Below are 24,718 nucleotides of genomic sequence, written 5' to 3'. Positions count from 1 at the left end.
GGAGCCCGCATGGCGCGCAACAGGGCAGGGCGGAACGGCGGGGCGGATCCGCAGCCGGAGCCGCCCGATGCCGTTGGCGGCCTTGAGGAGCCGGCGCCGCATTTCCTCGGCCATCGCGAGCGGCTGCGCGAACGCTTCCGGCAGGCCGGCGGCGAGGCGTTGCCCGATTACGAGCTCCTTGAGCTGGTGCTGTTCCGGGCGGTCACCCGCGCCGATGTGAAGCCGCTGGCCAAGGCGTTGATTGACCGCTTCGGCTCCTTCGGCGAGGTCGTCGCCGCCCCGCCCGGACGGCTGCGCGAGGTGAAGGGCGTGGGCGAGGCCGTCATCACCGAACTGAAGCTGATCGGTGCCGCGGTGGAGCGGGTGACGCGCGGCAAGGTGCGCGAGCGCCCGGTGCTCTCCTCCTGGAGCGCGGTGATCGCCCATTGCCGCGCCGCCATGGCCTTTGCCGAGCAGGAGCAGTTCCGCATCCTGTTCCTCGACAAGCGCAACCAGCTGATCCTCGACGAGGTGCAGCAGCGGGGCACGGTCGATCACACGCCGGTCTATCCGCGCGAGGTGGTGAAGCGGGCGCTGGAGGTGGCGGCGAGCGCCGTCATCCTCGTCCACAACCACCCGACTGTAGCGTTTTGGGATGCCGTGTCGCGCTGTGATGTATCATAGAACAAGTGCTGTGGTTGTTGGATTTTAGCGCTTGTCGTGCTCCCGGTGGCTGTGGGATAGTGGGGGCGGTAAAAGGGACAGAGGATCGCTTTCAGATCCCAGTCGGCGATCCCGCTTCTCCTCGACCGATCCCAGTGCCCAAGTGGGAGATGCGCCATGCCAAGCCTGACCGACACCTCCATCCGCCACGCCGTGAGGCGGGTGGAGACGAGCCGTAAGCAGGAGAACCTGCCGGACGGGGAGGGGCGGGGAACAGGTCGCCTGGTGCTGGTCCTGAAGCCCATGCCGAAGCGGGTCACCGCCGACTGGATGGCGCAGCAATGGCGGGACGGTAAGCGGACGAAGAAGAAGCTCGGTGCCTACCCGTCCATGTCGCTGGCGCAGGCGAGGGAGGTGTTCAAGCGCGACTTCGCTAACGTGATCCAGAAGGGCCGGAGCATCAAGATCGCGACCGATACCCGACCGGGTACGGTCGCGGATCTATTCGAGGGCTATGTTGCCTCGCTCAAGGCGGCGAACAAGCCATCCTGGAAGGAGACTGAGAAGGGCCTTAACAAGATCGCCAGAACATTAGGGCGGAACCGCTTGGCACGGGAGATCGAGCCGGAGGAGATCGTCGAGCTGATCCGACCGATCTATGAGCGCGGCGCGCGGTCTATGGCTGACCATGTCCGGGGCTACATCCATGCCGCCTATGGCTGGGGCATGAAGTCAGACAATGACTACCGCCATGCCTCACCCCGACGCTTCCGCATTCCGTTCAATCCGGCCTCTGGCATTCCGACCGAGCCGAAAGTGCAGGGAACCCGGTGGCTGAACGAGGACGAGTTCGTACGGCTCTATCGCTGGCTGGAATGTCCGGACACTCCGATCCACCCTTCCTATGCCCGAGCGGTTCAACTGATCATGCTGACCGGGCAGCGCGTGGAGGAGATCGCCCGTCTTCATGTTGATCAGTGGGACGCCAAGGAGCGGATCATCGACTGGTCGACGACCAAGAACCTGCAGCCGCACGCAGTCCCTGTTCCTTCACTCGCGGCAGAGCTCATCGAGTCGATCAGGCCGAATGAGTTCGGCTGGTTCTTCCCTTCGGCTAAGGATCCGACCCGACCTGTCAGCCACGCCACGCTCTACAGCTTCGTCTGGCGTCAACGGGATCGCGGTGTCATCCCGAGCGTAACCAACCGAGATCTGCGCCGGACCTTCAAGACGCTCGCCGGCAAGGCGGGCGTCACCAAGGAAATCCGTGACCGGCTTCAGAACCATGCACTGCAGGATGTCAGCTCACGTCACTATGACCGCTGGAACTACATGGCCGAGAAGCGCGCCGGTATGGCCAAGTGGGACAAGTTCATCCGGGCAATGCTCGCGAAAAAGCGCGGCGGGATTGCCGCTTGAAGTCGACGGCAGGCGTTGATTGATCTGATCCCCGAAAACTGGACCGTTTGAAGCTGGAGTTTTCCGCATCAAAATCCCTGGGCTGGGAGGAGCGGAAGACGACGAAGGCATCGAAGTTCTCGGACGCGCAGAAGGCGTTCATCCTGAAGCAGGGAGCGGGCGGTGTGCCGATAGCGGGTATCTGCCGGCGGGCTGGGATCGGTTGCCTGCTGCCGGTCACTCATCTGCCGGCGTGAGGTCGAACGTCTCATCAGGAAAGAAGCGTGCCAGGCGTATATCCGCGGTGCGAGCGTGGCCTTCCATGCCCTCCTTGCGGGAGATGCGGGCAGTGACCAGGGCAAGGTCGCGAGCGGCCGTGCGGGTCGCGCGCTGCCACGTTACCGTCTTCATGAACTTGTGCACGGAGAGGCCGCCCGTGTAGCGCGCCGCTCCGGAGGTCGGCAGCACGTGGTTGGGGCCGGACGTCTTGTCGCCGAACGCGACCGTCGTCTCCTCGCCGAGGAACAGCGAGCCATAGGCGCGTAGCCGCCCGAGCCACCAGTCGAGGTCGGCGGCCTGGACGTGCAGGTGCTCAGGCGCGTGGCGGTCGGCAACATCCGCCATCTCCTGCGCCTCGTCGCACAGGATCACTTCGGCATAGTCCGTCCATGCCGCCCGCGCGCTGGAACGGTTCGGTTCCGGTAGTGCCTCGATGAGGGTCGGCACGCGCTCCATCACCGCCTCAGCAAGCGAACGTGACGTCGTGACCAGCCAGACCGGCGAGTTGTAGCCGTGCTCGGCCTGGCCTATCAGGTCGCCGGCGACGAGGTCGGCGTCCGCCGTCGCGTCGGCGAGGACCATGCTGTCGGTCGGCCCGGCGAACATGTCGATGCCGACGCGGCCATAGAGGATCCGCTTGGCCTCGGCCACATACTGGTTGCCGGGTCCGGCCAGCACGTCCGCCTTCGGCAGGCCGAAAAGGCCGTTGGCCATCGCCGCCACGCCCTGCACGCCACCGAGATTGAGGATCGCGTCCGCCCCGCACAGATCCATTGCGAAGACAATTTCCGGGGGGATGCCTAGCCCCGGACGCGGCGGCGAGCAGGCGGTGACATGGCTCACCCCCGCCACGCGCGCGGTGGTGATGGTCATGATGGCACTGGCGATGTGCGCATAGCGCCCTCCCGGCACGTAGCAGCCGGCGGCCTCCACGGGAATCTGCTTCTGTCCCGCGGTGAGGCCGGGAATTACCTCGATGCTGCAATCCAGCACCGTCGCCTTCTGCGCCTCGGCGAAGCGGCGGATGTTGCGGTGGGCGAAGCGTATGTCGTCCTTGGTCCGCTCGGGAACGGCGGCGATCGCCGCCTGCCGCGCCGCATCGGAGAGGACGATCTCGCCCTCCCAGCGGTCGAACTGCCGGGAGAGGCGGCGCACCGCCTCCTCGCCTTCGGCGTCGATGGTGGCGAGCATCCCGGCGACGGCCTTGCGCACGTCGCTTTCGTCGGAATGGGCGGTACGGAGGGCCTTCTTGAGATAGGTCACGGTCATGGCGAGGCTCACATCTTGCCCTTCCAGGGCACAATCCTGCGCTCGATCAGGCGCATCAGCATGTCGAAGAGGCAGGCGATCGCGGCGATGACGACGATGCCCATGATGACGGTGGAGGTCTGCAGGAACTGGCTGGCGGAGAGCACCATGTAGCCCAGCCCCTCGGTGGCGGCGATCATCTCGGCGGCGACCAGCGTGGTCCAGCCGAAGCCGATGCCGATCCGCATCGCGGTGAGGATTTCCGGCAGCGAGGCCGGCAGGATGACGTGGCACAGCACCTTCCAGCGCGAGGCGCCGAAGGAATAGGCGGCGTGGATCTGTTCGATCGCCGCCGACTTGACGCCCGCCCGTGCGCCGAGCGCCACCGGCGCGAAGACGCTGAGGAAGATGAGCAGGACCTTCGACAACTCGCCGATGCCGAACCAGATGATCATCAGCGGCAGATAGGCGAGCGGCGGGATCGGCCGGTAGAATTCGATCGGCGGGTCGAGAAGGCCGCGGATCGCGGGGCTCATGCCCATGGCCAGGCCCAGCGGAATGCCGACGTAGACGTAGTTCTCCGTTTCATCGCTCGCGGCCCGCCATATTATCGGCGTAACATATTCTGTTATCACGATATTTCGATATCGCTTGCCGGCTTACCCCAACAACGGCCCCAAAATCTGACGGCGCTAGCCGGGATTTTGCGGGAGGACGCGGGATCTGACGGGAATGCTCCGCCGCACTCGACACCGTCGTTAGACCGAACCCATGCTGCCTCCTACTGGAGGAAGCTGCGATGGTTGATCTGCGGGTGATCGAGGGCAGTGGAAGCCCGGAGGAGAGAGAGGCGGCCTATGCCGAGGCATTAGCGGCCGAGGCGTTCGAAGCGCTCGTTATTGAAGTCCTGCGGGCGGTTGGACGGGGACCCGACAATTCCTACAGAGTGATGGATGCGCTGAGGGAACTGTATGGAAAGTGGACTGCCGGCGGGGTGCGCTTTGGGCCGCCTATCCGCACCGGAGTTCTTGGCGTTCATGAGCGGCTTCTTCCGAGCGATGAAGATCCTTATGACGCGGAGCTACGCTATCTCCTGAGTTGCGCGCTCCGGCTGACAGCCGAGAGATTGGCGACCGACGGTTTCGCCAAGGGGCGCGCCTCACAGAGGGAGGATGACTTCAGGAGGGCGCTTGAGAGCTATCTACTGGAGAAGGAGGAGAGGACGCGGCGATATGGCGGCAGCTACCTAACCTTACTGCTCAGCCAACTCCCGCCTCTTCCTCCACCGAAGCGGGCAGCGCCTCGCAAGCCCACAAAGCGCAAGTAGGCCAAAGCCCGACCCTCAACGTCACCAGAAAGCTGATCAGCTATTCCGGGACTGGCTCCACCGAATCCGCCTCCTTGTATGTGCTGGCGTTCATCTTCTCCGTGACGCGCCAGCGCTGCAGCTCGGCATCGCTCGCCGGCACAAGCAGATCCTTGCGGGGGGCGTCGAGCCGGGCGTCCCAATTCTCCTCCGCCAGTATCACCGGCATGCGGTCATGGATCTCGCCCATGAAAGGGTTGGCGTCCGTGACGATGATGGTGAATGAGGAAATCACCTCGCCCGTCTCCCGGTTCTTCCAACGGTCGTAGAGCCCGGCGAACTTCAGCGGCTGATTGTCGGTGCTGCTGCTGAAGTGCGGTTTGCGGGCCTTGCGGTCGCCGGTCCACTCGAAGAAGCCCGAGGCCGGCACCAGACAGCGCGTGCGCTTGAATGCGTCGCGGAAGGCCGGCTTGGTGTCGACCTCTTCGGCGCGGGCATTGTGCATCGGCGCCATGCCCTTAATGGGACGCGACCACCAGCGCGGGATCAGGCCCCAGCGCATCACTTCGTAATGCCATCGGCTGTCCTCACCTTTCCAGATCACGCCGGCTTGGTCGGTCGGAGCGATGTTGTATTGCGGCGGGAAGTTCGAGGGCGTCTCGACCACGAGCGGGCGAGAGATGGCGTGGATCTCTGGCTGCGGAATGCCGCTTGTTCTCTATTCGTTCTCATGGAATCAATCTCGGCATCAACGAGGACCGCCGACCATGCCGAGCGAGCACGCGCCCGCCGAACGGGAAACCATTGCCATTGAGGAGGCCGATGTAGACGAGGTGTTGGCGATGAGTGGGGGAGACCCGCGCGCCGCCATCAAGGCTTTGCTGATCGGACAGCAATTCCTAGAGATGGAACTGCAGAAAGCGCGGCAGGAAGCCTCATGGGGCTATGTCCGCGGACGGCCGTCGCGGGAGACTCGCGATGCGTCGGAAGGGTGAGATCAGTCCCGGCGCGATCCGCCGGGAATATCCGTTCCGGCTGCTCTTTCCGGAGGAGCATGGGCGCGACCTGCTAGAGGGCGGCAGGTTCTATCCATCCTGCGCCCCACGCACTTCGGTGGAGCTGGTCGGCGGCCTCCGCCACATTGCCGTGCACTTCGCGGATGAGGCCGACGCCCTGAAATTCTAGCGCCATGCCGGCGGTGAGCTCCGGCGCAAGGGAGACTGACATGAGCGTCACCTATTACGTCGCCCTGCCGTTCGTCGAAGACGACGATGGCGACCTTCAGCCCGGCGAGGCGCAGGAGGCGCAAACGGCTATGGCCGCCATTGGGCGCGCGGCGGCGCTCGCTCAGAAGCATGCCGGCGCTATAGCCTTCTCCCGCAACGGCGATCCCGGCTTAGGCGAGTTCGAGCCGGCGGTCGTCCTGGCGCGCTATGGCCGCGCCCCAGATGAGATGGAATAGTCACACGTAGCATTTAGCTCTTGCCGACCACGATGGGAGACCATTGCAGCGGCATCGAGGGTCGTCCGTAGCCACCACGGGCCGGCTAGACTTCAACCTTTCCCATGATACCGTAAGTTGCGGGTCAGGGGGCAAGTATGAAGTGGGCGGCCATATCGGCGGCGGCGCTATTGTGCGTGGGCTGCGCGAAGTCAGCAGACAAAATCGCGGCGGCATATGTCTCGCCGCTCTCTTATGAACAGTATAGCTGCCAACAAATCGGCATGGAGGCCGAGCGGATCTCCGCTCGGGTCATGCAGGTCACCGGGGCGCAAAACCAGAAAGCGACAAATGATGCCGTGGCCACTACGGTCGGGATCGTTATCTTCTGGCCCGCCCTCTTCTTCATCGGCGGCGATGATGCCACCAGTTATGAGCTGGCGCGGCTCAAGGGTGAGATGGAGGCAGTCGAAAAGGTGTCCATCGCGAAGAACTGCGGCATTGAATTCCGCCGCTTTCATGGGCTTATTCCATCGTTGAGTAGAGAGATACGCCTGGACCCATTGTTGTGCTACTCCAATAACGCCAAGAAAGGTACCCCTCCTAGACAACGTGTAGCGCTGAAATATTGTTATGCGGTGCAAAATAAGAGCGAAATACCACTTTGGAAAATCCCGGAACTACTGAAATTGCACAAGTAGACATAACGGAGCGGGAGGGAACCATCGCTCCAAAAGACCGTTTCTCTCGCGCGGCATCATCCGCATAGGGAGAACTACAATGGCCAATAATCCGGACAACAAGCAGGGCATGGGTGATCGGGACCAGCACAGGCAGGATCCGAATCAGAAGCCCGGTCAACAGAACCCCGGCCAGCAGCACACCAAGAATCCGGGTGGGCAGAAGCAGCACGGCGAGGAACGCCGTGACCAGAATGAGCAGCACAAGGGCGGTCAGCGCTAAGACGTGGCACGACCGGCCCCCGCCCGCTTCAGCCTACCGCTGGAGCGAGCGGCTCTTTGTCCGCATCGTTCTGGCAACACATGGGCGCGACGCCCGTTGTCTCCTCACTGGCAGGCGAATGGACGCTCGGCCGAACGAGGGGGTGACGGCATGAAGACGAGAGACGAGATCCTGTATGCGATCCAAGAGGCGGCCCAACAGCGGCTGGGGCCGATACGGCGCGGCGAGGTGCTAATCCTCCAGGTCGCATCCGAGCACAATGGTGCAAACTGGACAGCCGAGCTGGTTGAACTTTTCCCTGATGACGCGGAGTTTTCCGGCGAGCGCATCAGCCTATTGAGCGACATCATCGACGATATTCGGGGAGAACATCCGGTCATCGACTAGAGCCGGCTTTGAGACGGGGGAGGGTGTCGCTCCCAAATTGAATGCTGATGAACTTTAACCGTCGAGCCGGCCGACGGCCTGCCGCACCATCTCCAGGAAACGCCGAGCTTCAAGAAATCGATGGTGCGCCGCCCGTGCCTGTAATTGCCGTTGGACGGCTCGCGAGGAGCCCCGGCTCCGGCAACTCCGTCGTGCATGCGGCAGCGCTTCGTACGGTGCACCGCTGGAGATTGGCACGGGCTCCCGCTCCGGGTCTTCGCTCCACACCGGGGACGCAGGTGCAAATGCGAGGGGTCGGGCGTCGTCCGCATAGGCTTGTCGGGCATTTTCCATTTCTCCCATGTCTTGCCGGTATGGGTGACGTTGCCAACAACGGCCTGTCCGCCGGCATGGACGTGGACATGTTCGACGGGTGACCTTTTGCTCTCCCTTGCGGCGGAGCTTGGTCAAAGCCTCCACCTGGGCCGTGAAGGTGCGGGAGAGCTTCACCGCGAGATTGCCGGCCGCTTCCATGTGCGGGAGCATCGATGCGTTCTGTGACCACGACATCATGGTCATCGTCATGGCGTGAGTTGCGGCCGTCTGCACCGCCAGCGTGGCCTCGACCTCGTTCTCCGACTGGATACCGTCGACAACGGCAAGCGCGGCGTTGAGGCGCCTCATATCCGGTTCGGAACCCGAGGATACGACCGAAATCAGTCGGTTCAGCTCGACATTGGCGAAGTCGGAAGAAGTGGTGCCGAACGCGTTCAGGTACTGAAGGCACCAGCGAACCTTGTCAGAGTGAGGCGTGTCGATTTCGCCGTCCCGCGCCTTTGCCTCCAGCCGGTAGACCTTCGGTTCGGGCACATTGGCAGCTTCAGAAACCGTCTCGATCGAGCGTTTGGCCTTCAATGCTGGCATGGCGTCTCGTCGGCAGCTTCGCTGATCTCCAGGCCCGCTGCTGCCGCAGTGGCATTGATGACGGCCATCAGCTCGGCGTCGCTCAGCTCGCGGAGATCCGGTGCGTCGAGCTTCACCTCACGAGGCAGGAGGCTAGCGACCACCTTCAGATACACCTCCGGCTTCGTCTCCCGCACCTTGGCGATCACGCTCGGCTCGTGCTGCCGGAAGTTGATATACAGATCGCTGAGGAGGTCCTCGCCCAGCTTATGCTTGGAGCCCTTCGGACGGCCGGCTGGATTCCCGCTCTGCCCAGGCTTGAAAGGCACGCCGCGCTGCTTTTCCGCTGTTGATTCAGCGGAGCTTGCCGCATGTCGGCTGACATCTGCGCGGTTGAGCTCAAGGACGCATGTTGAACGGCCGGGGCACGGAGGGCTCCGTTATGGAGGCGGTGGCCCCGACCGGCTGAACATTCTTAGAGGCGGTGCTCTTTGCAGGAGGGGCATCCGGAAGAGATGTCTTGGCCTCCGAATTTCCGACTTCTGAGCTACTGTCCCGAGCATTGACGGAAATCGTCGAAAGTCGCCAATTGCCGTTGACGGCCTGGAATCCAAGATCAAAGCCGATGCGAAGCGGCTCGGTCGGGAAATACCCAGCGAGTTGAAGCACGCCATGCTCGTCTATCGAGGGTGCGCGCGACAGCTTCGCATCGAGCAAAAGGATCGCAGCGAAATCCAGGGAGTTATCGCGCCATGGGCGGAAGCGATCCGCCAACTGAGCGGGATTGTAATTCTCGCGGAACGCCGGCGAGCCCAAGTCGCGCAGCACTGAGTAATTGCCGGTTACATTGGCCTGGTTGACAGCGGCGAGCGTACTCCTCAGCAGCGCCATCAGAACTGGCGGTGAAGGCACCTGCAAAGTCTGCCGGGGGGACGTTGACGGCGAATGGCTAGCTGGAGGCTCTGGCGTTGAGCTGACAAATCCCGTCGGCGTACTCGTGACAGCGGGCATCCCGAGGATGATGCCGAATACTGCCGCGAGGGCGAGCATGGCGGGTCGGGCGATCACCATGCCATCATCAGCCCCGCCTTGCCGCCAATCGTCCCTTCATTAAGGCCGACGCCCACACCGCCGGTCAGGAAAAGGCTGTCATCCATCAAGCGGGCAATGCCAGAGAACGCCATCGCGTTCTGACCGCCGAAAGTCCCCCACTGCGCGCTTACGGCGACGTCCTTGCCATAGGGGAGATGCGGCGTGTCCATCGCAATGGCCATGGCCACTCCCTCCTGGACCCGGTCGATGTCGCGATAAATCTCGTCGATACCAAACAGCTGGCTGACGGATGCCGAGGCGAGGTTCCCCGAGGCATCGGTGGTCACGACCTGCAACGGTCCCGACTGTGCCGCTTGGCTTTTCGCGGAAGTGAGGCCTGGCATCGTGTAGGTGTTCGAGCCGCTGCCAAGCGCGATTTGGTCAGCTCTCGTAGTGGCCGCGCCATAGCCGATGGCAGTGGAATTCTCGAACGCCGCAGCAGAGCCGTACCCGATAGCGGTAGCGCCGGCCGCCGAGGAGTTGGCTCCTTGCCCGAGAGCCGTGGAGCCTTGAAATGCAGCAATTGAACCTTGCCCAAGCGCCGTGGACCCGACGCCGTTCGCCGTAGCGTTCCAGCCGAGCGCCGTTGAGCTCGCCGCGTTAGCCGCAGCGATGGTGCCGACGGCGGTAGCTCCCTCCGCGTTCGCAGCAGCGTTCTGGCCGAGCGCTGTCGAGCTATTGCCATTGGCAATGGCGTTCTGGCCTACCGCGGTCGAAGCAACGCCATTTGCTGCGGCAGTCTGGCCGATGGCCGTGGACTGCGCAGCGGCGGCCGCGGCTCCTTGACCGAGCGCCGTAGCACCAGATGAATTCGCCTGCGCGCCATAGCCGAAAGCCGATGCGTTCACCCCCTGCGCCGCGGCTTCAGCTCCAACGGCCGTGGTGAAGTCGAGATTGGCATTCGCGCCTTGGCCGACCGCTGTCGCGTATCGTCCGTTCGCATTCGTGGCCTGTCCGATTGCTGTCGCCGCGATAGAGTTAGCCGCGGCATCCGCTCCCAACGCGGTGGTTCGATCCGCATTCGCAGCGGAGTTACGCCCAAAAGCCGATGAGGCAGTTCCGTTGGCCACACTGTTCTGGCCGACTGCTGTTGAGGAAACGCCGTTCGCAACCGAAAGCTGCCCAAAGGCACTTCCGTTGGCGCCGAACGACTTCGCCCCCTGACCAACCGCCGTGCCGGACGCCTGGGTCGCTTCAGAGTTGTCGCCTAGTGCTGTGGAGTCGGCGCCAGTCGCGGATCCCGCACAGCTCAGCGAACTGGAGGTGAGGTCGCACGATATGTCTTCGGCGGGAGCTTGCGTCGTCGACAATGCGGCAAGTACGAGCACGGCGACAGGAAGGGCTCGCCCAGCCAAGCTCCGCGCCTGGATAGGCGAGGAGACGGCGATGATTCTCGTGTCGACGGTTGTCGCGGCCATACTTCGTCGCTCTACCCGTGGGCCCGAATCACTAGACCGGCCCGTAACATAGCAGAATTGACGCTTGGTGGCCGCGCCTCGGGTTGCTGAGGCACGCGGGGGCTGGTGTATCTCACCACATGCCGGCGCCCCAGGTCGCTGACCGAAATGCGGCTCGCGCGGCGGGCGCCGGTGTGTGGCAGGGGCGGTTCACACCACCGTGGGAGTGGCGGAGGCGACAGGTTGCTCTACCTTGAGCACCGTCAGCACGTGCTCGCGACCGTCACGAGACACCCATCGGATGGACTGCCCAGCAGAGAGCCCGATCAGGGCGGCGCCAATAGGCGTCAGGATCGAAACCCGGCCCTCCGCGATGTCGGCCTCGCCCGGATAGACGAGCGTAATGCGTCGCCGTTGCTCGACATCAGAATGATATTCCACGGTCGAGCCCATTTGCACGACGCCCTCAGGGATCGTGGCCGTGCTGAGGACCTGAGCCCTTTCCATCTCGATCTGAAGTTCCTCGGCAACGTCGGGAAAGCGGTCGAGGGCGGCCGTGGCGAGCTTGGTCAGACGCCCATAATCTTCGTCACTGACGACGATTGGCGGCTTGCCGGCAGTGGTGTTGAACTTGGTCATAGATGTACGGCTCCATGCCACGGGACCGACCTTCGGGCTCTCATGGCGCTGATACGAACTGGGATGTGATGGCAGACGCGCGGGTGAGCTGATCCACCCATGACCCAGCGCCCCGAAGCTCGGCGCGTCCAGGCCGAACTTCGGGCTACGATTCCGCGATCGGATGCAGTCGCATAACGATGGGGTTTGCCGTACTCATGCGCTTGAAATTGAGGGCTGGCCGGGCTTTGTCAAGTCAACGGTTCTGCAACGGGTGGCCAGGTAGCCTCAATGGCAGTGAAAAGTGCCGGCTTTCCGGTCCATGTGGCAGCACTGACCCGGCGGCGAGTCCTTACGGCAGCCGCCGCCGTGAGCTGAAGCCATAGCGCTCATCGCCAAAGCGGCTGCCGCCGCGATCAAAATCCGGATCATGTCCGTCGCCCCCAGGAGATGACGACGGTAAATTAGTCTTCCGGAGCCGACAAGGATGGCGGCTTTTTCGGTCGCAATGGCTCTCCGATGGGGAGCGCTGTTACTCAGCCAAGGCTTCTCTTTGGCGGATGAGGTTGTCTAAGAGGGCCTGCTGTTCCGCAATCCGTTCGGCGGAGCGTTCTTCGTCCGCTCCACCCGAGAAGGCAGCGGCCTGTTCCGTCAGCTCGGACAGGTTTTGACGAGCGATGGCTATGCGCTCGTCCAGTTCGATCAGCGTGGCGGCATCGGACATTTGCAGCGCTCCTGTTTCGCAAATCTCAGCATTACACAGCCGATTGAACATAGCCGCACTATCCGGCGCCTCTCGCATGCCCTTGTAGGAGAAATGCCGCCGGTGCTCGGCGAGCGGCGCTCTCCGGAACGCAGAGTTCCGCCCTCCCGAAGGAGGGCGGGAAAGTCGAGAGGAAACGCCCAAAGGCGGCGCCAAGAGAACAATACAGCCGACCGAAGTCGGGGGCCATCCGCGCGGCCGGCACGGATCTCGGTGGACTCTTAGCTGGTGCGGGAGCATGTTTCCCGAAATCGCGGGAGGACGAAAAATGGACCGCCGGTCGCTTCTTCTCGGGCTTTTCGGATTCGCCAGTGCGGTGGTCACCGGCGCGGTTGTCGCCAGCAGGGCCGAGGCGACGCCGTTCGACGCGCTTAGGAACTTGCCTGCCCCAGAAGTCGATCCGCCCGCAGATAGATCATACGGCGAAGCCCCAGACGGAACGCCGGCCGATAACACTTATTGGGTCTGGCGCAATGGGCGGCGTGTCTGGGTCGCACCGCGCCGTCGGCGGCGCGTTTGTCGCCGCGTATGGGTGCGGGGCCGGTGGCGGACGCGCTGCTGGTACCGGTAGAGTTCTCGCGACTCTGAACGGGAAGGCCCCACCCTCGAGAGGAGGGCGGAGTCTTAGTTTGGGAGTTCAGCGGTCGGCCGGTCACACCGGCAAGTCCCGTATGCGCCAAGTGCAGAAGAGGCACCGCCCGGATTTCGCCGGGTTAGCCGATCTGCTCGATGACGATTGCCCGGATCTGCTCGCGGGTGAGCCCGCACGGTTCGGGCTTCCAATCGGTGGGGGAACGGCCGGTGGCAGCCGTGTTCATGGTGCGGCGTTCGTCGCCGCGCTTGGCGTTGTTGGTGTTCATAAAAGTCCTTCGCGCGCGGCTCGCCCTTGGCGGCCCGCGTCTCATTTTCGGAATTTTGGAAAGAGGCCCGCGCCACCGAATCGGGGCGAGCAAGTCGATCAATCGACTGGCCGTCAGATAGGCGATGAAGGTGGGTGAAATAAGGCCCGCTCGGATAATTCACGTCTGTCGGCGCCAAGTAATGCTGCGCCCGAAGGCTCGATTGGCGCCGGGGCAGGCAAAGCTCAACAACCTCCGCCCTTGCGAGGACTGCGCGACGAAAAATCGAGAAAAAGCTCGCCCTCCTTCTGCTGCCGCATGAGCGTCTCGATCGTCTCCGCGGCCTCCCTCAGCAACTCACGCAACTCGTCCTCGTTGCGGACGTCAGGGGGAATGACAGACGCATCTCTCAATTTCTGCACTAAGTCGGAAGGCGGCATTCGGCGCTGTCCTGAAGATCGAATAGGAGACCGTCGCCCAAATAGGCGAACCAAGCTTCGCGACAAGAACCGCAGATGCGGACCGTTCTCCGAGCGGCCCGCGAATGCCTGTGGTTCCGCGCCTCCCAGCACGCCGCGATCAGCGTGCCGCGAGGCGCTCCACGTCGTCGATCTGGCAATACATTTGACGGCGGCGCTCAAGCGGCCACAGCTACCGTCCGGATGATCCGCGGCGGAACGGCGGCTGCGGCAGGAACTGGCGGGGGATCGTCGTCGCCGCCGTTGCCTGCTCGCTGGTCGATGTCCCTCAAAGCCAGGAGGATATCGGCCAGCCTGACCACAGCGCCGCTCTCAAGTCGGCGTAGGGCTGGCGCACCCGGGATCGCTCTGGCATCGGACGCCCACGACGCGAGAATTGCCCGCTGATCTTCCGGAGCAAGGCCGGCATGAGCCAGCACTTGTGCTGGATCGGACAGCGCGGCAGCGAATTCTTCGATGGTCGCTGAAGTGGTTGGATGCTGATGTTCCATCTCCAATCTCCGCAATCATATGCCCATGGCGGGCGACTGCAGTCTCGAGCGGATGGTGCCGCTCCAGCGGCATCATTTTGGAGATCAAATTGATTGTTCAAGGGGGTGCAGCGTAGGAGTCACCCTCGCTGTCCTAAAACTAAGCACAAACGCGCAATGCATGTCGTCCCAGAGGAGACCGGGGACGAGTGATGGGGATTGATGTCAACGACCAGGCGGGACGACGATCCGCTGAATTAGTCCTTCGCGGGCCTCTGGCGCCGGCGCAAATAGCTGTCGACCGAGAATGGTCCAGCACCTGCAATCGAGAGGGCCAGGCGTCCCGCGACGTAGAGCAAGTCGGTCTCATAGCCGGGTGGGCCGAAATGGGCTCCGCTCGCGTCATAGGACATCAGCTTGATCGAGCTGAAGCCGTTGGGGAGGTGGACGGAGAAGATGGCGACTAGCAGCACCACGATCATGGGCACGGTGACGAGGGGAGCGAGCGCGCCGGCCAGGATCATCAGTCCGCCGACAAGCTCGATCGCCACGGTCGCCCAACTGAGCAGGTGAGGAAATGGCATGCCGATCGCAGCCAGGATACCGGTGAAGTGATCGGGCCCGCGCAGGAGCTTCGCATATCCGTGCGCGAAGAAGCCGTACCGAATGATCAGACGAAGGGGAACTGCGTACCAGCCGGGCGGAGCCGGCAGCGGCGCGATGGCGAGTTTGTTGAGTGACACGGCAACATGGCTCCGTCTTGGGGCCCCCCGGTACTACGGAGAGCCGACAGCGTCGGTTACATGGGTTTGGTCAGTCGGAGTTAGGGGTAGTGCCGCGACGCGCAGCGTCAGCCGTTGCGCAACATTTCGGCAATCCTCAGCCGCCTAGCGTCGCCGTCCGGCCCAGTGAGGCGGCCGACGCTTAGTTCTTCAACCGCTACACCGCATGGCCGACATCGTCGGCCACCAGCAGTCCGCCTTTGCGATCCACCAGCACGCCGACGGGCCGGCATTGTCCTCTCCTCTTCAACGGACATGATGTCGAGCCCGAGCAAAATGAGGGATGGCGGCGTACAACTCTATTATTCCAAGGTGTAAGCGACACCTTAGTATCAATTTCAACGCGACATCCAGAACATATCCGCGTCAGCTTATAGTAAAATAAGCAAAACCGATTGTTGCGTGCAATCGAGACTCGCCAGTTGATACCAAAGTATCGTCGATACCAACGTGCAATCGCCACTACCGGGCCATCAGCCAAAATAACGGATGAAAATTACTCAGCCAGCCACGTCGATGGCTGCAGAGGAGAACGTCATGCCGGAAGCCCAATCAGCCCTCACGCGGCGCGATGTGCTCGCCGCCGCAGCAGCAGCCGGAGTCGCCACCATGATGCCAACGCCGCTCTCCGCCCAGTCCGACGCCATCCAGCCGTTCAAGGTGCATTTCCCCGACACGGCGCTTGCCGATCTGCGCCGGCGGATCGCGGCCACGAGGTGGCCGACGCCGGAGCTGGTGCGGGATGCGACGCAAGGCGTGCAACTCGCCACCATGCGCAAGCTCGCGCAGTATTGGCAGAGCGAGCATGACTGGCGGAAGGTCGAGGCGCGTCTGAACGCGCTGCCGATGTTCGTCACCGAGATCGACGGGCTGGACATCCATTTCATCCATGTCCGGTCCAAGCATCCCGGCGCGCTGCCGGTGATCATCACCCATGGCTGGCCCGGTTCGGTGATCGAGCAGCTGAAGGTCATCGATCCGCTCACCGACCCGACGGCGCATGGCGGAACGGCGGAAGATGCCTTCGACGTCGTGATCCCCTCGCTTCCCGGCCACGGCTTCTCGGCCAAGCCGACCTCCACCGGCTGGGATCCCCAGCGCATCGACCGTGCCTGGACGACCCTGATGAAGCGCCTCGGCTATACGCGCTTCGTCGCCCAGGGCGGCGATTGGGGCGATGCGGTCTCCGAGCAGATGGCGGTGCAGGCGCCGCCGGAACTGCTGGCCATCCACACGAACATGCCAGCGACCGTGCCGGACGACATCGCCGCCGCGCTCGCCGCCGGCGGGCCGGCGCCGACCGGGCTGTCGCCCGATGAGGCGAACGCCTATGCGCAGCTCGATTTCTTCTACAAGCACGGCCTCGGCTATGCGCAGGAGATGGCGAACCGGCCGCAGACCCTCTACGCCCTGGAGGATTCGCCGGTCGGCCTCGCCGCCTGGATGCTCGACCACGACGCGCGCAGCTACAAACTCATCGTGCGCGTCTTCAATGGCGAAGCCGAGGGCCTGACGCGGGACGACATCCTCGACAATGTCACGCTCTACTGGCTGACCGGGACGGCAGTGTCGTCGGCGCGGCTCTACTGGGAGAACAAGCTCGCCTTCTTCGCGCCGAAGCACATCGCCATCCCGGTGGCGGTCAGCGTCTTCCCAGACGAGATCTACGCCGCGCCGAAGAGCTGGGCGGAAAAGGCGTTCCCCAAGCTCGTCCATTTCAACCGGCTGCCCAAGGGCGGCCACTTCGCCGCGTGGGAGCAGCCAGCCGCCTTCGCCGCAGAGCTGCGCGCCTCCTTCCGCTCCGTGCGCGCCTGATGGCCAGCAAGGGCCGCCACGGCAGGCCGCCGCTCCCTGTCTTCTTTCTTCCACGGAAACATCGAAATGAACGCACAACCCAAGCTGCTCTACACTGCCAAGGTCCACACGACGGGAGGACGCGAAGGCGGCACCTCCCGTAGTTCCGACGGCAATCTTGACATCCGCCTCTCTCCTCCAGGCGGCCACGGCACCGGCACCAACCCGGAGCAACTCTTCGCCGCGGGCTGGTCCGCCTGCTTCGAGAGCGCGATCAACATCGCCGCACGCAAGAGCCGGGTGGCGCTTCCGCCGGGCTTTACCATCGACGCAGAGGTGGATCTCAGCCTGATAGATGGCGCCTATACGCTCGGTGCCCGGCTGAACGTCAATCTTCCAGGCCTGCCGCACGATGCAGCTCAGGCGCTGGTCGACGAAGCTCACACTCTCTGTCCGTATTCGCGCGCCACGCACGGCAACATCGATGTCGTGACCAGGGTGAAGGTCTGACGCGCCAGCCGATGCCCGCCGGAGGTGATCAGGATGAGTGGCCTTCCGAGCTATCACACGTGCGAAGTCGGCGGCTTGCCGATCTTCTACCGCCAGGCCGGTCGCCCCGGCGCCCGGACGCTGCTGTTGCTTCACGGGTTGCCGTCGTCATCCCGAATGTATGAACCGTTGCTTCAGCGAATGGCGGACGACTATCTCCTGATCGCACCCGACTATCCCGGCTTCGGTCATAGCGCCGCACCGCCGCCGAGCGACTTCTCCTACACTTTCGACCATCTGGCCGACATCATGACGCGGTTTGCAGAGACGCTCGGCCTCTCCCACTACAGCCTGTTCATGCAGGATTACGGCGGCCCGGTCGGCTTTCGCATGGCGATGGCTCACCCCGAGCGGGTCGAAGCGCTGATTATCCAGAACGCGGTCGCGCATGAGACGGGCCTCGGCAAGCTCTGGGAGCAACGTCGCGCGTACTGGGCGGATCGTGCTGCCCACGAGTCGGCATTGCGCGTCAATCTCCTTTCACCGGAGGCCACCCGTCGGCGCCATCTGGGCAGCGATCCGCGGATCGAGCTCTACGATCCCGATCTCTGGACGGACGAACTCGCCTTCCTCGGACGACCCGGCCAGGCGGATATCCAGACCGAGCTGTTCTACGACTATCGCAGCAATGTCGCTGCCTATCCGGCTTGGCAGGCATGGCTGCGAAAAACGCAGCCGCGTTTGCTGGTGCTCTGGGGCAAATACGACACTTCCTTCGACCTTTCCGAGCCCGAAGCCTACCGGCGCGACGTGCCGCAGGCGGAGATTCACATCCTCGAAGCGGGGCACTTCGCATTGGATACCGCCGCCGACGAGGTGGCCGGGTTAATCCGCGACTTCCTCTGACTGGCTCCTTTCGAAATCAAGGAAACACGATATGAGCGACACCGAGATCGTCGAATCGAGCTTCACGGCGACCATCAACGTGCCGATCGACAAGATCGACATCCCTGCGTGGTGCTTCTCGCTGAGCGAGGCTGAGTACCAGGGATGCTCCCCTGCTCACATCGCCGCGGGCTTCACTACCGCGCCCGACGGCCGACGCATGTCGATCAACGTCGAGGTGATCGGCGGCAGCCTCATGGTCCAGCATTACGTCGAAACGTTGGGGCGAAAGGATCACTTGATCCTTGAGTCCGTCTCCGACGTCTTCACACCCGCCGGCAGGACTACCCTCCACATTCTCTGGGAGATGAGTGTCAGGACCATCGACGGGGAACGGTGCGAGTTCACCAATCATGTCCGCTCGACGGCCACCGATGAATTCCGGGCTTTCCTAGATCGCCAGGGCATTCCGCTTGATGTGTTCCGCAGCCAGCGCCAGCCCATGTCGATCGCGCACAACCGCGGCGAGACACCGTTCTTTGCCGCGAGCATCGAGCGCGCCGCGCTCCGAAACTGAACCATCGCCAGCCGGCGCAGCGGAGAATGGAAATGTCGGAGCTCACTTATCACCGAAAATCGACAGCGCTCCTTTTCGTCGATCCCTACAACGACTTCCTGTCCGAGGGCGGCAAGATCTGGCCGCGGGTGAAGGAGGTCGCGGAGGAGGTCGGTCTAATCGCCAATCTGAAAGCCGTCGATCAGGCGGTACGCCGCGCCGGAATCCGTGTCTTCATCGTACCGCACCGGCGCTGGGAACCCGGCGACTACGAATGCTGGTGCCATCCCAATCCGACCCAGCGCGCCATCATGAAGCGGCACTCCTTCGCCCGAGGCGAGTGGGGCGGCGACTGGCATCCCGATTTCGCGCCAAAGCCGGGCGACATCGTCGTGAAAGAGCACTGGGCGCAAAGCGGCTTCGCCAACACGGACCTCGACCAGCAACTCCGACAGCATGGCATCACGCACGTCATAGTCGTGGGCCTGCTTGCGAATACATGCATAGAGTCCACAGGACGCTACGCGATGGAGCTCGGCTTCCACGTCACTCTTGTTCGGGACGCGACCGCGGCGTTCTCGAAGGAGATGATGCATGCCGCGCACGAGCTGAACGGCCCGACCTATGCGCACGCCATCACGACCACGCGCGAGCTCCTCGCATGCCTGCCGGCCGAGGGCGTCCAGATTCGATCTTGAAGGCCCCGATTTCCCAGCGTTAGCGGACGAATCCTGTATTTCGCCGGTTCACTTCGTGCATGATCGCAGCTATCCGTCGCCCGAAATGGTGGCTTTATTCTCGAGCCGACGCGGCTGATAATTAGGGGATCTATCACGGACCCTCGCATTGTCGATCGCAGCCTCGTCAGAAAGTGCAGGCCCGCGCGCCGCGCGCGAGGTCACGTTCGGCCCCTTTCGCTTGCAGCCGGAGCGGCAGCTTCTGCTCGAGGGCGACACCCCCGTCCGGATAGGCAGCCGTGCGCTGGAGATCCTGGTCGCTCTCGTCGAGCAGCCGGGCGAGGTCCTCACGAAGGACGTACTGATGGCGCGGGCCTGGCCCAACGTCGTCGTCGATGAGGGAAACCTGCGCACTCAGATCGCCCTGCTGCGGCGTACGCTAAACGACGGACGCGCAGGTGCCCGCTACGTGGTTGCCGTGCCGGGCCGCGGCTACCGCTTCGTGGCGCCGGTCGTGCATTCACTGCTGCCGATCGAAGCGCCGACAATCGCGCCCGTGGCGGCGCAGCGCAGTCCGGCGCTACCAAAACGGATATCGCGAGTCATCGGCCGCGATGGCGTGGTGGCCGAGGCCATCAAGCGCCTCGAGCACCGTCGTCTTCTCACCATCGTCGGTCCTGGCGGCATCGGCAAAACGACGGTGGCACTCACGGTCGCCGACCGGGCTGCCCCGGTTTATCCCGACGGGGTGTTCTTCGTCGATCTCGCGACGGTATCGAAGTCGATTGCGCTGTCGAGCGTCGTGGCGGCCACGCTCGGGCTAGCGGTCACTTCAGACGATCCGATTTCGGAAGTGGTCGATTTCCTGCGCACACGCCGGGTCCTGCTCCTGTTCGACAGTTGCGAGCATGTCCTCGACGCCGCCAGCGCCCTCATCGACGCGCTCCTGCGTGGCACTGCCGATTTGCGAGTACTCGCGACCAGCCGCGAACCGCTGCGGGTGGAAGGCGAGAACGTCCACTACCTCGAACCACTGGACACGCCGCCGGCAGCGGCGATCCTCACCGCACGGCAATCTCTGACCTTCGCCGCAGTCGAACTGTTCGTCGAGCGCGCGAAGTCCAACTCCGCGGCGTTTGAGGTCACGGACGAGACCGTGTCGCTCGTCTCCAACATCTGCCGCAAGCTGGACGGCATGGCGCTGGCCATCGAACTGGCCGCCAGTCGCGTGGATACGTTCGGCTTGCAGGATCTGGCGACGCAGCTGGACGACCGCTTCCGTCTACTCATGCAGGGAAGGCGCACTGCCCTGCCGCGGCATCGCACCCTGACGGCGGCGCTGGACTGGAGCTACCAGTATCTCGACCGCACCGAGCAGAAGGTGCTGCACCGGCTGGCGATCTTCGTCGGCGGCTTCACGCTTGAAGCCGCCCAGGCGGTCGCGATCGGAATGGAGGACGACGCCGCAGATGTCATTCGCGCCATTGCCGATCTGGTCGCCAAGTCGCTTGTCTCCGTGAATGCCAAAGGGCAGACGCCCGTCTACCGCCTGCTCGACACCACGCGCGCCTACGCGATCGAGAAATTGGTCGGCAGTGGCGAGTTCACCTCCACCGCACGCCGACATGCCGAACATTATCGCGCCATGCTGGTCCGCGCCGGCGCCGATGCCGAGGCGATCGGGCGCGACGAGTGGCTCACGATCTATGGATGGCACGTCGACAATCTGCGTAAGGCGCTGGACTGGGCCTTCTCGTCAAGCGACGACGCCATGCTGGGCGTTGCCCTCACACAGGCTGCGCTGCCGCTGTGGATGCACCTTTCGCTGATGAACGAATGCCGCACGCGGGTCGTGCAGTCGCTGCTGGTGCTGACATCCAGCGCGCAACGTGACCTGCGCCTTGAGCTTCAGTTCCAGCACGCTCTGGGTGCTGTGCTGCTCAACATCGAAGCCTCGGGAACGGAGCTCGAAGCGGCGCTGAACGAGGCTCTGAGGATTGCCGAAAAGCTCGATGATACCGACTATACGCTGCGCGTCCTGTGGTGCCTTTGGTGCCATGCACACAATCGCGGCGCCTTTCGAGAGGCGTTGGCACTCGCCGACCGGTTCTGCGAGGTGGCGCCCCGGTCGTCCGACCCGGTGGATCCGTTGACCGGCGAGCGCATGCGGGGCTTCACGGCCCATTTCCTTGGCGACCAGCGGACGGCGCGGCGGCAGATCGAGTACATGCTGAGCCGTTACGTGGCGCCGGTGCATCGCGCCCATATCATCCGCTTCCAGTTCGACCAGAAGATCACCGCGCGCAATTTCCTGGTGTCCATCCTGTGGCTGCAGGGCTTCGTCACGCAGGCCCAGACGATGAATGCCACCAATGTCGAGGAAGCGCAGGCGTTCGACCACACGCTCACCCTCTGCAACTCGCTGGCCAAGGGGGCATGCCTGCTTTCGCTGATGGCCAACGATTTGCCCGGCGCGCAGCACTACACGGACCTGCTGCTCAGCCGCTCAGCGCGGGACGGCCTGCCGATCTGGCATCACTGGGGCAAGTGCTTTCGCGGAATCCTGCTGATCAAGCAAGGCGATGTCGCCGCCGGCCTGGACCTGCTGCGAACCACCCTGGCCGTACTGCCCGAGAACCGCTTCTCACTGCGCCATACCTGGGTGTTCGCCCAATATGCCGAAGGATTGTGCCTCGCCGGCAGCGTCGACGAGGGTCTAGGGCTCATCGACAAAGCACTCGGCATGTGCGAGCGCGATGAGGAACTGTGGTGCATCGCCGAGGTCCTGCGCATCAAGGGCGAGCTTCTCGTGGCGAGAGGTGACGCGGCGGCGGACCACGCGGCCGAAACACATTTCCAGCAATCGCTGGATTGGGCACGCCGACAGGGCGCCTTGTCCTGGGAGCTGCGCACGGCTCTGAGCCTCGCCCGGCGCTATCAGGGTAGCGGCCGGCGACGCGACGCGCGAAATCTCCTCGCGCCGATCTACGGACGCTTCACCGAGGGATTCGAGACCGCCGATCTGCGTCGCGCCAAGGCGCTGATCGACGAGCTATCCGGCATCGACGACCGCTGACCGGCACCGGCTCAATTGGCGGCGCGGCGCGCGGCGAGCTTCAGCGTGTCGGCCATCTTCAGGAGTTCCACGAAGGAGCGCGCCTTCATCTTCCGCATCACCCGGCCGCGGTGCGCTTTCACCGTGATCTCGCTGATGCCGAGTTCGCCGCCGACCTGCTTGTTCAGGAGGCCGCACACGATCAGTCCCATCACGTCGCGTTCGCGAGGGCTCAGCGATGCGTAGCTCTCGCGGATCGTGCGCGAGACCATGTTCTCCCGCAGCATGGCCTGGCTTTGTGCCAAAGCTTCCTGGACCGCAGAGGTCAAGAGATCGGATCGCACCGGTTTCGGCAGCACGTCGACGGCGCCGGTTTTCATGATGCGAACCGTCGTCAGGACGTCGGCCGTACCGATGAGGCAGACGACGGGGATCTCGGCACGCCGGGCGGCAAGGTAGTCCTCGATATGGACATCTCCCGGCATTGGCCGCGAGATGTCCAGGACGAGACAGCTCGGCACGGTGACCTCCAGCTCTGGTAGCAGAGCGTCTGCCGACGACAGTTCCTTCGCCCTCCAGCCCATGTCGCAGATGATCGGTCGCAATGCCTCGGTCGTAAATGCATCACTGGCGGCGATGAAGACGATGGGCCCCGAACGCGCGATAGACGAAAGCCCGGCAAACCGCGGGGATGGATGGCCGGCGCCGACAAAGAACTCGGGCGATGGGCGCATAGTGCGTTCTCCTGCTGACCTGTGTTGCCAATGCAGCGCCACCTCGCTCTACGACATCCGAAGCGTGGTCCCACCTCGATACGCCGCGTCTACGCTGTGACCATGGAACCTTGCGTCGTTCGGAGCCGGACGGCCAATGAAACCTTATGAATTGTTGTTAAAAGCGCAGCAGGCCGAGAACAGGCAATACGGAAGCGAGTGCGGCCGATCGAGATTTAGCTTCGTATGGGTGCGCCGTATTGTCTAGAGAGAACCGATACCATCGTATCGTCGACACCAAGGTCCAAGTGACTTGCTCCGCCTGCGGCTTCGTAATGCTGGCGGTTTTCAATCCGCCGCTCCCGAAGCGAAGAGCGATGAAGCTACTGATGGTGCTGGCCGAGACGCAGACCACGGCAGATAGCTGGAACGCGGCGTTATCGTTCTGCCGGTCGCAAGCGGATCACGGAACAGCGGCACGGCAGTGCATGAGCCGGTCGGCCGCCCACGCTCCGGGCGTCCGGCGTTCGATTTCCCGCAACTGTGTCGAATGGGCCGTCAACGTGTCATCGGCGGTTAATGGTGCTGCTCTGCCAGGGAAATCCTTCACATCCACGGCGGTCCGTCCGCCGAACGTCCAAGGGAGGTTGTCTTGCCGATCGTCACCATTCAGGTCACACGCGAAGGATCGGGCCCCGGTCGTGCTTCCATCACGCCTGAAGAGAAGGCGTCGCTGATCGCCGGTGCCAGCCAGTTGCTGCTAGATGTCCTCCACAAGCCCCTCGATGCGACCTTCGTCGTCATCGAGGAGGTCGACATGGAGAACTGGGGCTGGGGCGGCCTGCCTGTCCGCGACTTTCGCCAGCAGCGCGCGGCCAGGGGCTAGTCGATTGCGACGGGCAACGTGCCGGATCGCGAGATCTCGCCGCGCTCGATCAGGTAATGCTCATCGGCGAAGGCACGCAGCAGGCCCGGGTTCGACTCGGTAATGAGCAGGGCAATGTCGCGATCGAACTCCCGCAATCCCCGCAGCGCCGCGCCGTAGCGCTGCGCGAGCACCGGCGCAAGGCCTTGGAACGGCTCATCGAGCAGGACCAGTCGCGTGCCGGCGACTAGGGCGCGGCCGAGCGCTACCATCTTGCCCTGGCCCCCGGACAGGCCGGCGGCCGGCCGTTCACGCATATCTCGCAGTTCTGGCAGCACCGCGTAGACAAGATCGAGCCGCCGCGACAGCTCCGCTGGGGAAAGCCGTATCACCTCGCCTGGAAAACGTAGGTTTTCCTCCAGCGTGAACGAGCCATTGAGCCGGCGATTTTCCGGCGCATAGCCGATGCCTATGGATGGGCGGTGATGTAGCGGCAGGTCGGCCAGGTCATGACCGTCGAAGTGGATCTGTCCCGAGCGAAGTTTCAGCGCTCCCATGATCAGGCGCAGAAGACTGGTCTTGCCGGCGCCGTTGCGGCCGATCAGAGCGACAGTCGCGCCGGCGGGCACGTCGAGACTGGCATCGCGGACCACGGTGACGCCATCGATCTCCGCCCAAACGCCTTCAAGCCGAAGCAT

The 24,718-nt window shown here is 63.6% G+C and carries 30 protein-coding genes and 1 pseudogene; 15 read left to right on the top strand and 16 right to left on the bottom strand.

Features of this window, described 5'->3' with window-relative positions; translation table 11 throughout:
- Nucleotides 1-9: 9 nt before the first annotated feature.
- Together SNOV_RS14700 and SNOV_RS14695 are read left to right on the top strand one after the other, a co-directional pair.
- Complete coding sequence (locus SNOV_RS14700; RefSeq protein ID WP_013167742.1) at nt 10-663, top strand: JAB domain-containing protein; 654 nt, start codon at nt 10-12, stop codon at nt 661-663.
- A 156-nt stretch (nt 664-819) separates the two neighbouring features.
- The gene (locus tag SNOV_RS14695; protein ID WP_013167741.1) at nt 820-2,061 is read left to right on the top strand and encodes a tyrosine-type recombinase/integrase; all 1,242 of its coding nucleotides are present in this window, start codon (nt 820-822) and stop codon (nt 2,059-2,061) included.
- Between the two features lie 216 nt (nt 2,062-2,277).
- On the opposite strand, the gene hisD is transcribed toward SNOV_RS14695, so the two are convergent.
- Together hisD and SNOV_RS14685 are read right to left on the bottom strand one after the other, a co-directional pair.
- Complete coding sequence (hisD, locus tag SNOV_RS14690) at nt 2,278-3,588, bottom strand: histidinol dehydrogenase (protein ID WP_013167740.1); 1,311 nt, start codon at nt 3,586-3,588, stop codon at nt 2,278-2,280.
- An 8-nt stretch (nt 3,589-3,596) separates the two neighbouring features.
- Nucleotides 3,597-4,127: pseudogene (locus SNOV_RS14685) on the bottom strand (ABC transporter permease subunit); the annotation flags it as partial.
- 239 nt (nt 4,128-4,366) lie between these two features.
- On the opposite strand from SNOV_RS14685, the gene SNOV_RS14680 reads away from it, so the two are divergent.
- Nucleotides 4,367-4,894, top strand: a complete 528-nt coding sequence (locus SNOV_RS14680; RefSeq protein WP_013167738.1) for a hypothetical protein — start codon at nt 4,367-4,369, stop codon at nt 4,892-4,894.
- A gap of 40 nt (nt 4,895-4,934) precedes the next feature.
- Here SNOV_RS14680 and SNOV_RS14675 read toward each other — a convergent pair whose 3' ends face one another.
- Complete coding sequence (locus SNOV_RS14675) at nt 4,935-5,540, bottom strand: SOS response-associated peptidase (RefSeq protein WP_244412766.1); 606 nt, start codon at nt 5,538-5,540, stop codon at nt 4,935-4,937.
- A 100-nt stretch (nt 5,541-5,640) separates the two neighbouring features.
- Here SNOV_RS14675 and SNOV_RS14670 point away from each other — a divergent pair, with 100 nt between their 5' ends.
- Complete coding sequence (locus SNOV_RS14670; protein WP_013167736.1) at nt 5,641-5,868, top strand: hypothetical protein; 228 nt, start codon at nt 5,641-5,643, stop codon at nt 5,866-5,868.
- 73 nt (nt 5,869-5,941) lie between these two features.
- On the opposite strand, the gene SNOV_RS23855 is transcribed toward SNOV_RS14670, so the two are convergent.
- Nucleotides 5,942-6,100, bottom strand: a complete 159-nt coding sequence (locus SNOV_RS23855; RefSeq protein WP_187291068.1) for a hypothetical protein — start codon at nt 6,098-6,100, stop codon at nt 5,942-5,944.
- Between SNOV_RS23855 and SNOV_RS14660 the strand changes: the two genes are divergently transcribed.
- The 4 genes from SNOV_RS14660 (at nt 6,099) to SNOV_RS14645 (ending at nt 7,664) form a co-directional block, all read left to right on the top strand.
- A complete protein-coding gene (locus tag SNOV_RS14660; protein ID WP_013167734.1) occupies nt 6,099-6,335 on the top strand; it encodes a hypothetical protein in 237 nt (78 codons plus the stop codon). The genes SNOV_RS23855 and SNOV_RS14660 overlap by 2 nt on opposite strands.
- A gap of 137 nt (nt 6,336-6,472) precedes the next feature.
- Nucleotides 6,473-7,015, top strand: coding sequence for a hypothetical protein (locus SNOV_RS14655; RefSeq protein ID WP_013167733.1), 543 nt, complete (start codon nt 6,473-6,475; stop codon nt 7,013-7,015).
- A gap of 79 nt (nt 7,016-7,094) precedes the next feature.
- Complete coding sequence (locus SNOV_RS22680) at nt 7,095-7,277, top strand: hypothetical protein (RefSeq protein ID WP_013167732.1); 183 nt, start codon at nt 7,095-7,097, stop codon at nt 7,275-7,277.
- A gap of 150 nt (nt 7,278-7,427) precedes the next feature.
- A complete protein-coding gene (locus tag SNOV_RS14645; protein WP_013167731.1) occupies nt 7,428-7,664 on the top strand; it encodes a hypothetical protein in 237 nt (78 codons plus the stop codon).
- Here the strand turns inward: SNOV_RS14645 and SNOV_RS24265 are convergent.
- From SNOV_RS24265 to SNOV_RS14615, 10 genes are all read right to left on the bottom strand, one after another.
- Nucleotides 7,661-7,975 (bottom strand): HGGxSTG domain-containing protein, encoded by a 315-nt coding sequence (locus SNOV_RS24265; protein ID WP_272481031.1) that lies wholly within the window; start codon nt 7,973-7,975, stop codon nt 7,661-7,663. The genes SNOV_RS14645 and SNOV_RS24265 overlap by 4 nt on opposite strands.
- 579 nt (nt 7,976-8,554) lie before the next feature.
- On the bottom strand, nt 8,555-8,875 hold the full coding sequence (locus tag SNOV_RS14640) for a DUF5681 domain-containing protein (RefSeq protein ID WP_013167729.1): 321 nt from the start codon (nt 8,873-8,875) through the stop codon (nt 8,555-8,557).
- Between the two features lie 70 nt (nt 8,876-8,945).
- A complete protein-coding gene (locus SNOV_RS23555; RefSeq protein ID WP_187291067.1) occupies nt 8,946-9,596 on the bottom strand; it encodes a hypothetical protein in 651 nt (216 codons plus the stop codon).
- A 14-nt stretch (nt 9,597-9,610) separates the two neighbouring features.
- Entirely contained in the window at nt 9,611-11,056 is a 1,446-nt protein-coding gene (locus tag SNOV_RS14635) for a Hep_Hag repeat-containing protein (protein WP_013167727.1), read from the bottom strand.
- A 189-nt stretch (nt 11,057-11,245) separates the two neighbouring features.
- The gene (rnk, locus tag SNOV_RS14630) at nt 11,246-11,674 is read right to left on the bottom strand and encodes a nucleoside diphosphate kinase regulator (RefSeq protein WP_013167726.1); all 429 of its coding nucleotides are present in this window, start codon (nt 11,672-11,674) and stop codon (nt 11,246-11,248) included.
- 511 nt (nt 11,675-12,185) lie between these two features.
- Nucleotides 12,186-12,377: a hypothetical protein gene (locus SNOV_RS14625; RefSeq protein WP_013167725.1), complete on the bottom strand. Its 192-nt coding sequence runs from the start codon at nt 12,375-12,377 to the stop codon at nt 12,186-12,188.
- A 752-nt stretch (nt 12,378-13,129) separates the two neighbouring features.
- Entirely contained in the window at nt 13,130-13,276 is a 147-nt protein-coding gene (locus tag SNOV_RS23850) for a hypothetical protein (RefSeq protein WP_187291170.1), read from the bottom strand.
- Nucleotides 13,277-13,500: 224 nt separating this feature from the next.
- A complete protein-coding gene (locus SNOV_RS14620; protein ID WP_013167724.1) occupies nt 13,501-13,695 on the bottom strand; it encodes a hypothetical protein in 195 nt (64 codons plus the stop codon).
- Nucleotides 13,696-13,892: 197 nt separating this feature from the next.
- Nucleotides 13,893-14,225: a hypothetical protein gene (locus tag SNOV_RS23550; RefSeq protein ID WP_081440989.1), complete on the bottom strand. Its 333-nt coding sequence runs from the start codon at nt 14,223-14,225 to the stop codon at nt 13,893-13,895.
- 236 nt (nt 14,226-14,461) lie between these two features.
- Nucleotides 14,462-14,947, bottom strand: a complete 486-nt coding sequence (locus tag SNOV_RS14615; RefSeq protein ID WP_013167723.1) for a DoxX family protein — start codon at nt 14,945-14,947, stop codon at nt 14,462-14,464.
- A 576-nt stretch (nt 14,948-15,523) separates the two neighbouring features.
- Between SNOV_RS14615 and SNOV_RS14610 the strand changes: the two genes are divergently transcribed.
- From SNOV_RS14610 to SNOV_RS14585, 6 genes are all read left to right on the top strand, one after another.
- Nucleotides 15,524-16,801 carry an epoxide hydrolase family protein gene (locus SNOV_RS14610; protein ID WP_013167722.1) on the top strand — a complete coding sequence of 426 codons (1,278 nt, stop codon included), beginning with the start codon at nt 15,524-15,526 and terminating at the stop codon, nt 16,799-16,801.
- A gap of 66 nt (nt 16,802-16,867) precedes the next feature.
- The gene (locus SNOV_RS14605; RefSeq protein WP_013167721.1) at nt 16,868-17,290 is read left to right on the top strand and encodes an organic hydroperoxide resistance protein; all 423 of its coding nucleotides are present in this window, start codon (nt 16,868-16,870) and stop codon (nt 17,288-17,290) included.
- A 33-nt stretch (nt 17,291-17,323) separates the two neighbouring features.
- On the top strand, nt 17,324-18,175 hold the full coding sequence (locus SNOV_RS14600; RefSeq protein WP_013167720.1) for an alpha/beta fold hydrolase: 852 nt from the start codon (nt 17,324-17,326) through the stop codon (nt 18,173-18,175).
- Nucleotides 18,176-18,206: 31 nt separating this feature from the next.
- Complete coding sequence (locus SNOV_RS14595) at nt 18,207-18,731, top strand: hypothetical protein (RefSeq protein ID WP_013167719.1); 525 nt, start codon at nt 18,207-18,209, stop codon at nt 18,729-18,731.
- 32 nt (nt 18,732-18,763) lie between these two features.
- A complete protein-coding gene (locus SNOV_RS14590; RefSeq protein ID WP_013167718.1) occupies nt 18,764-19,408 on the top strand; it encodes a cysteine hydrolase family protein in 645 nt (214 codons plus the stop codon).
- 148 nt (nt 19,409-19,556) lie between these two features.
- Nucleotides 19,557-22,463, top strand: coding sequence for an ATP-binding protein (locus SNOV_RS14585; RefSeq protein ID WP_013167717.1), 2,907 nt, complete (start codon nt 19,557-19,559; stop codon nt 22,461-22,463).
- A gap of 11 nt (nt 22,464-22,474) precedes the next feature.
- Here SNOV_RS14585 and SNOV_RS14580 read toward each other — a convergent pair whose 3' ends face one another.
- Nucleotides 22,475-23,176, bottom strand: coding sequence for a response regulator transcription factor (locus tag SNOV_RS14580; protein WP_013167716.1), 702 nt, complete (start codon nt 23,174-23,176; stop codon nt 22,475-22,477).
- A 631-nt stretch (nt 23,177-23,807) separates the two neighbouring features.
- On the opposite strand from SNOV_RS14580, the gene SNOV_RS14575 reads away from it, so the two are divergent.
- Nucleotides 23,808-24,041, top strand: a complete 234-nt coding sequence (locus SNOV_RS14575; protein WP_013167715.1) for a tautomerase family protein — start codon at nt 23,808-23,810, stop codon at nt 24,039-24,041.
- On the opposite strand, the gene SNOV_RS14570 is transcribed toward SNOV_RS14575, so the two are convergent.
- Complete coding sequence (locus tag SNOV_RS14570; protein WP_013167714.1) at nt 24,038-24,718, bottom strand: ABC transporter ATP-binding protein; 681 nt, start codon at nt 24,716-24,718, stop codon at nt 24,038-24,040. The genes SNOV_RS14575 and SNOV_RS14570 overlap by 4 nt on opposite strands.

It is taken from the genome of Ancylobacter novellus DSM 506 (assembly GCF_000092925.1).
GTDB lineage: Bacteria > Pseudomonadota > Alphaproteobacteria > Rhizobiales > Xanthobacteraceae > Ancylobacter > Ancylobacter novellus.
The sequence above is the reverse complement of the archived record's forward strand: the minus strand, read 5'-3'. Positions and strand labels throughout refer to the sequence as shown.

What these genes read in the sequence shown, in the direction of transcription:
- SNOV_RS14655 (WP_013167733.1), top strand. Translation starts at nt 6,473, where the DNA reads ATGAAGTGGGCGGCCATATCGGCGGCGGCGCTATTGTGCGTGGGCTGC.
- SNOV_RS24265 (WP_272481031.1), bottom strand. Translation starts at nt 7,975, where the DNA reads ATGCGGACGACGCCCGACCCCTCGCATTTGCACCTGCGTCCCCGGTGT.
- SNOV_RS14700 (WP_013167742.1), top strand. Translation starts at nt 10, where the DNA reads ATGGCGCGCAACAGGGCAGGGCGGAACGGCGGGGCGGATCCGCAGCCG.
- SNOV_RS14695 (WP_013167741.1), top strand. Translation starts at nt 820, where the DNA reads ATGCCAAGCCTGACCGACACCTCCATCCGCCACGCCGTGAGGCGGGTG.
- SNOV_RS14580 (WP_013167716.1), bottom strand. Translation starts at nt 23,176, where the DNA reads ATGCGCCCATCGCCCGAGTTCTTTGTCGGCGCCGGCCATCCATCCCCG.
- SNOV_RS14660 (WP_013167734.1), top strand. Translation starts at nt 6,099, where the DNA reads ATGAGCGTCACCTATTACGTCGCCCTGCCGTTCGTCGAAGACGACGAT.
- SNOV_RS14610 (WP_013167722.1), top strand. Translation starts at nt 15,524, where the DNA reads ATGCCGGAAGCCCAATCAGCCCTCACGCGGCGCGATGTGCTCGCCGCC.
- SNOV_RS14570 (WP_013167714.1), bottom strand. Translation starts at nt 24,718, where the DNA reads ATGCTTCGGCTTGAAGGCGTTTGGGCGGAGATCGATGGCGTCACCGTG.
- hisD (WP_013167740.1), bottom strand. Translation starts at nt 3,588, where the DNA reads ATGACCGTGACCTATCTCAAGAAGGCCCTCCGTACCGCCCATTCCGAC.
- SNOV_RS14620 (WP_013167724.1), bottom strand. Translation starts at nt 13,695, where the DNA reads ATGCCGCCTTCCGACTTAGTGCAGAAATTGAGAGATGCGTCTGTCATT.
- rnk (WP_013167726.1), bottom strand. Translation starts at nt 11,674, where the DNA reads ATGACCAAGTTCAACACCACTGCCGGCAAGCCGCCAATCGTCGTCAGT.
- SNOV_RS14635 (WP_013167727.1), bottom strand. Translation starts at nt 11,056, where the DNA reads ATGGCCGCGACAACCGTCGACACGAGAATCATCGCCGTCTCCTCGCCT.
- SNOV_RS14590 (WP_013167718.1), top strand. Translation starts at nt 18,764, where the DNA reads ATGTCGGAGCTCACTTATCACCGAAAATCGACAGCGCTCCTTTTCGTC.
- SNOV_RS14645 (WP_013167731.1), top strand. Translation starts at nt 7,428, where the DNA reads ATGAAGACGAGAGACGAGATCCTGTATGCGATCCAAGAGGCGGCCCAA.
- SNOV_RS23855 (WP_187291068.1), bottom strand. Translation starts at nt 6,100, where the DNA reads ATGTCAGTCTCCCTTGCGCCGGAGCTCACCGCCGGCATGGCGCTAGAA.
- SNOV_RS14670 (WP_013167736.1), top strand. Translation starts at nt 5,641, where the DNA reads ATGCCGAGCGAGCACGCGCCCGCCGAACGGGAAACCATTGCCATTGAG.
- SNOV_RS23850 (WP_187291170.1), bottom strand. Translation starts at nt 13,276, where the DNA reads ATGAACACCAACAACGCCAAGCGCGGCGACGAACGCCGCACCATGAAC.
- SNOV_RS23550 (WP_081440989.1), bottom strand. Translation starts at nt 14,225, where the DNA reads ATGGAACATCAGCATCCAACCACTTCAGCGACCATCGAAGAATTCGCT.
- SNOV_RS14605 (WP_013167721.1), top strand. Translation starts at nt 16,868, where the DNA reads ATGAACGCACAACCCAAGCTGCTCTACACTGCCAAGGTCCACACGACG.
- SNOV_RS14680 (WP_013167738.1), top strand. Translation starts at nt 4,367, where the DNA reads ATGGTTGATCTGCGGGTGATCGAGGGCAGTGGAAGCCCGGAGGAGAGA.
- SNOV_RS23555 (WP_187291067.1), bottom strand. Translation starts at nt 9,596, where the DNA reads ATGCTCGCCCTCGCGGCAGTATTCGGCATCATCCTCGGGATGCCCGCT.
- SNOV_RS14600 (WP_013167720.1), top strand. Translation starts at nt 17,324, where the DNA reads ATGAGTGGCCTTCCGAGCTATCACACGTGCGAAGTCGGCGGCTTGCCG.
- SNOV_RS22680 (WP_013167732.1), top strand. Translation starts at nt 7,095, where the DNA reads ATGGCCAATAATCCGGACAACAAGCAGGGCATGGGTGATCGGGACCAG.
- SNOV_RS14595 (WP_013167719.1), top strand. Translation starts at nt 18,207, where the DNA reads ATGAGCGACACCGAGATCGTCGAATCGAGCTTCACGGCGACCATCAAC.
- SNOV_RS14625 (WP_013167725.1), bottom strand. Translation starts at nt 12,377, where the DNA reads ATGTCCGATGCCGCCACGCTGATCGAACTGGACGAGCGCATAGCCATC.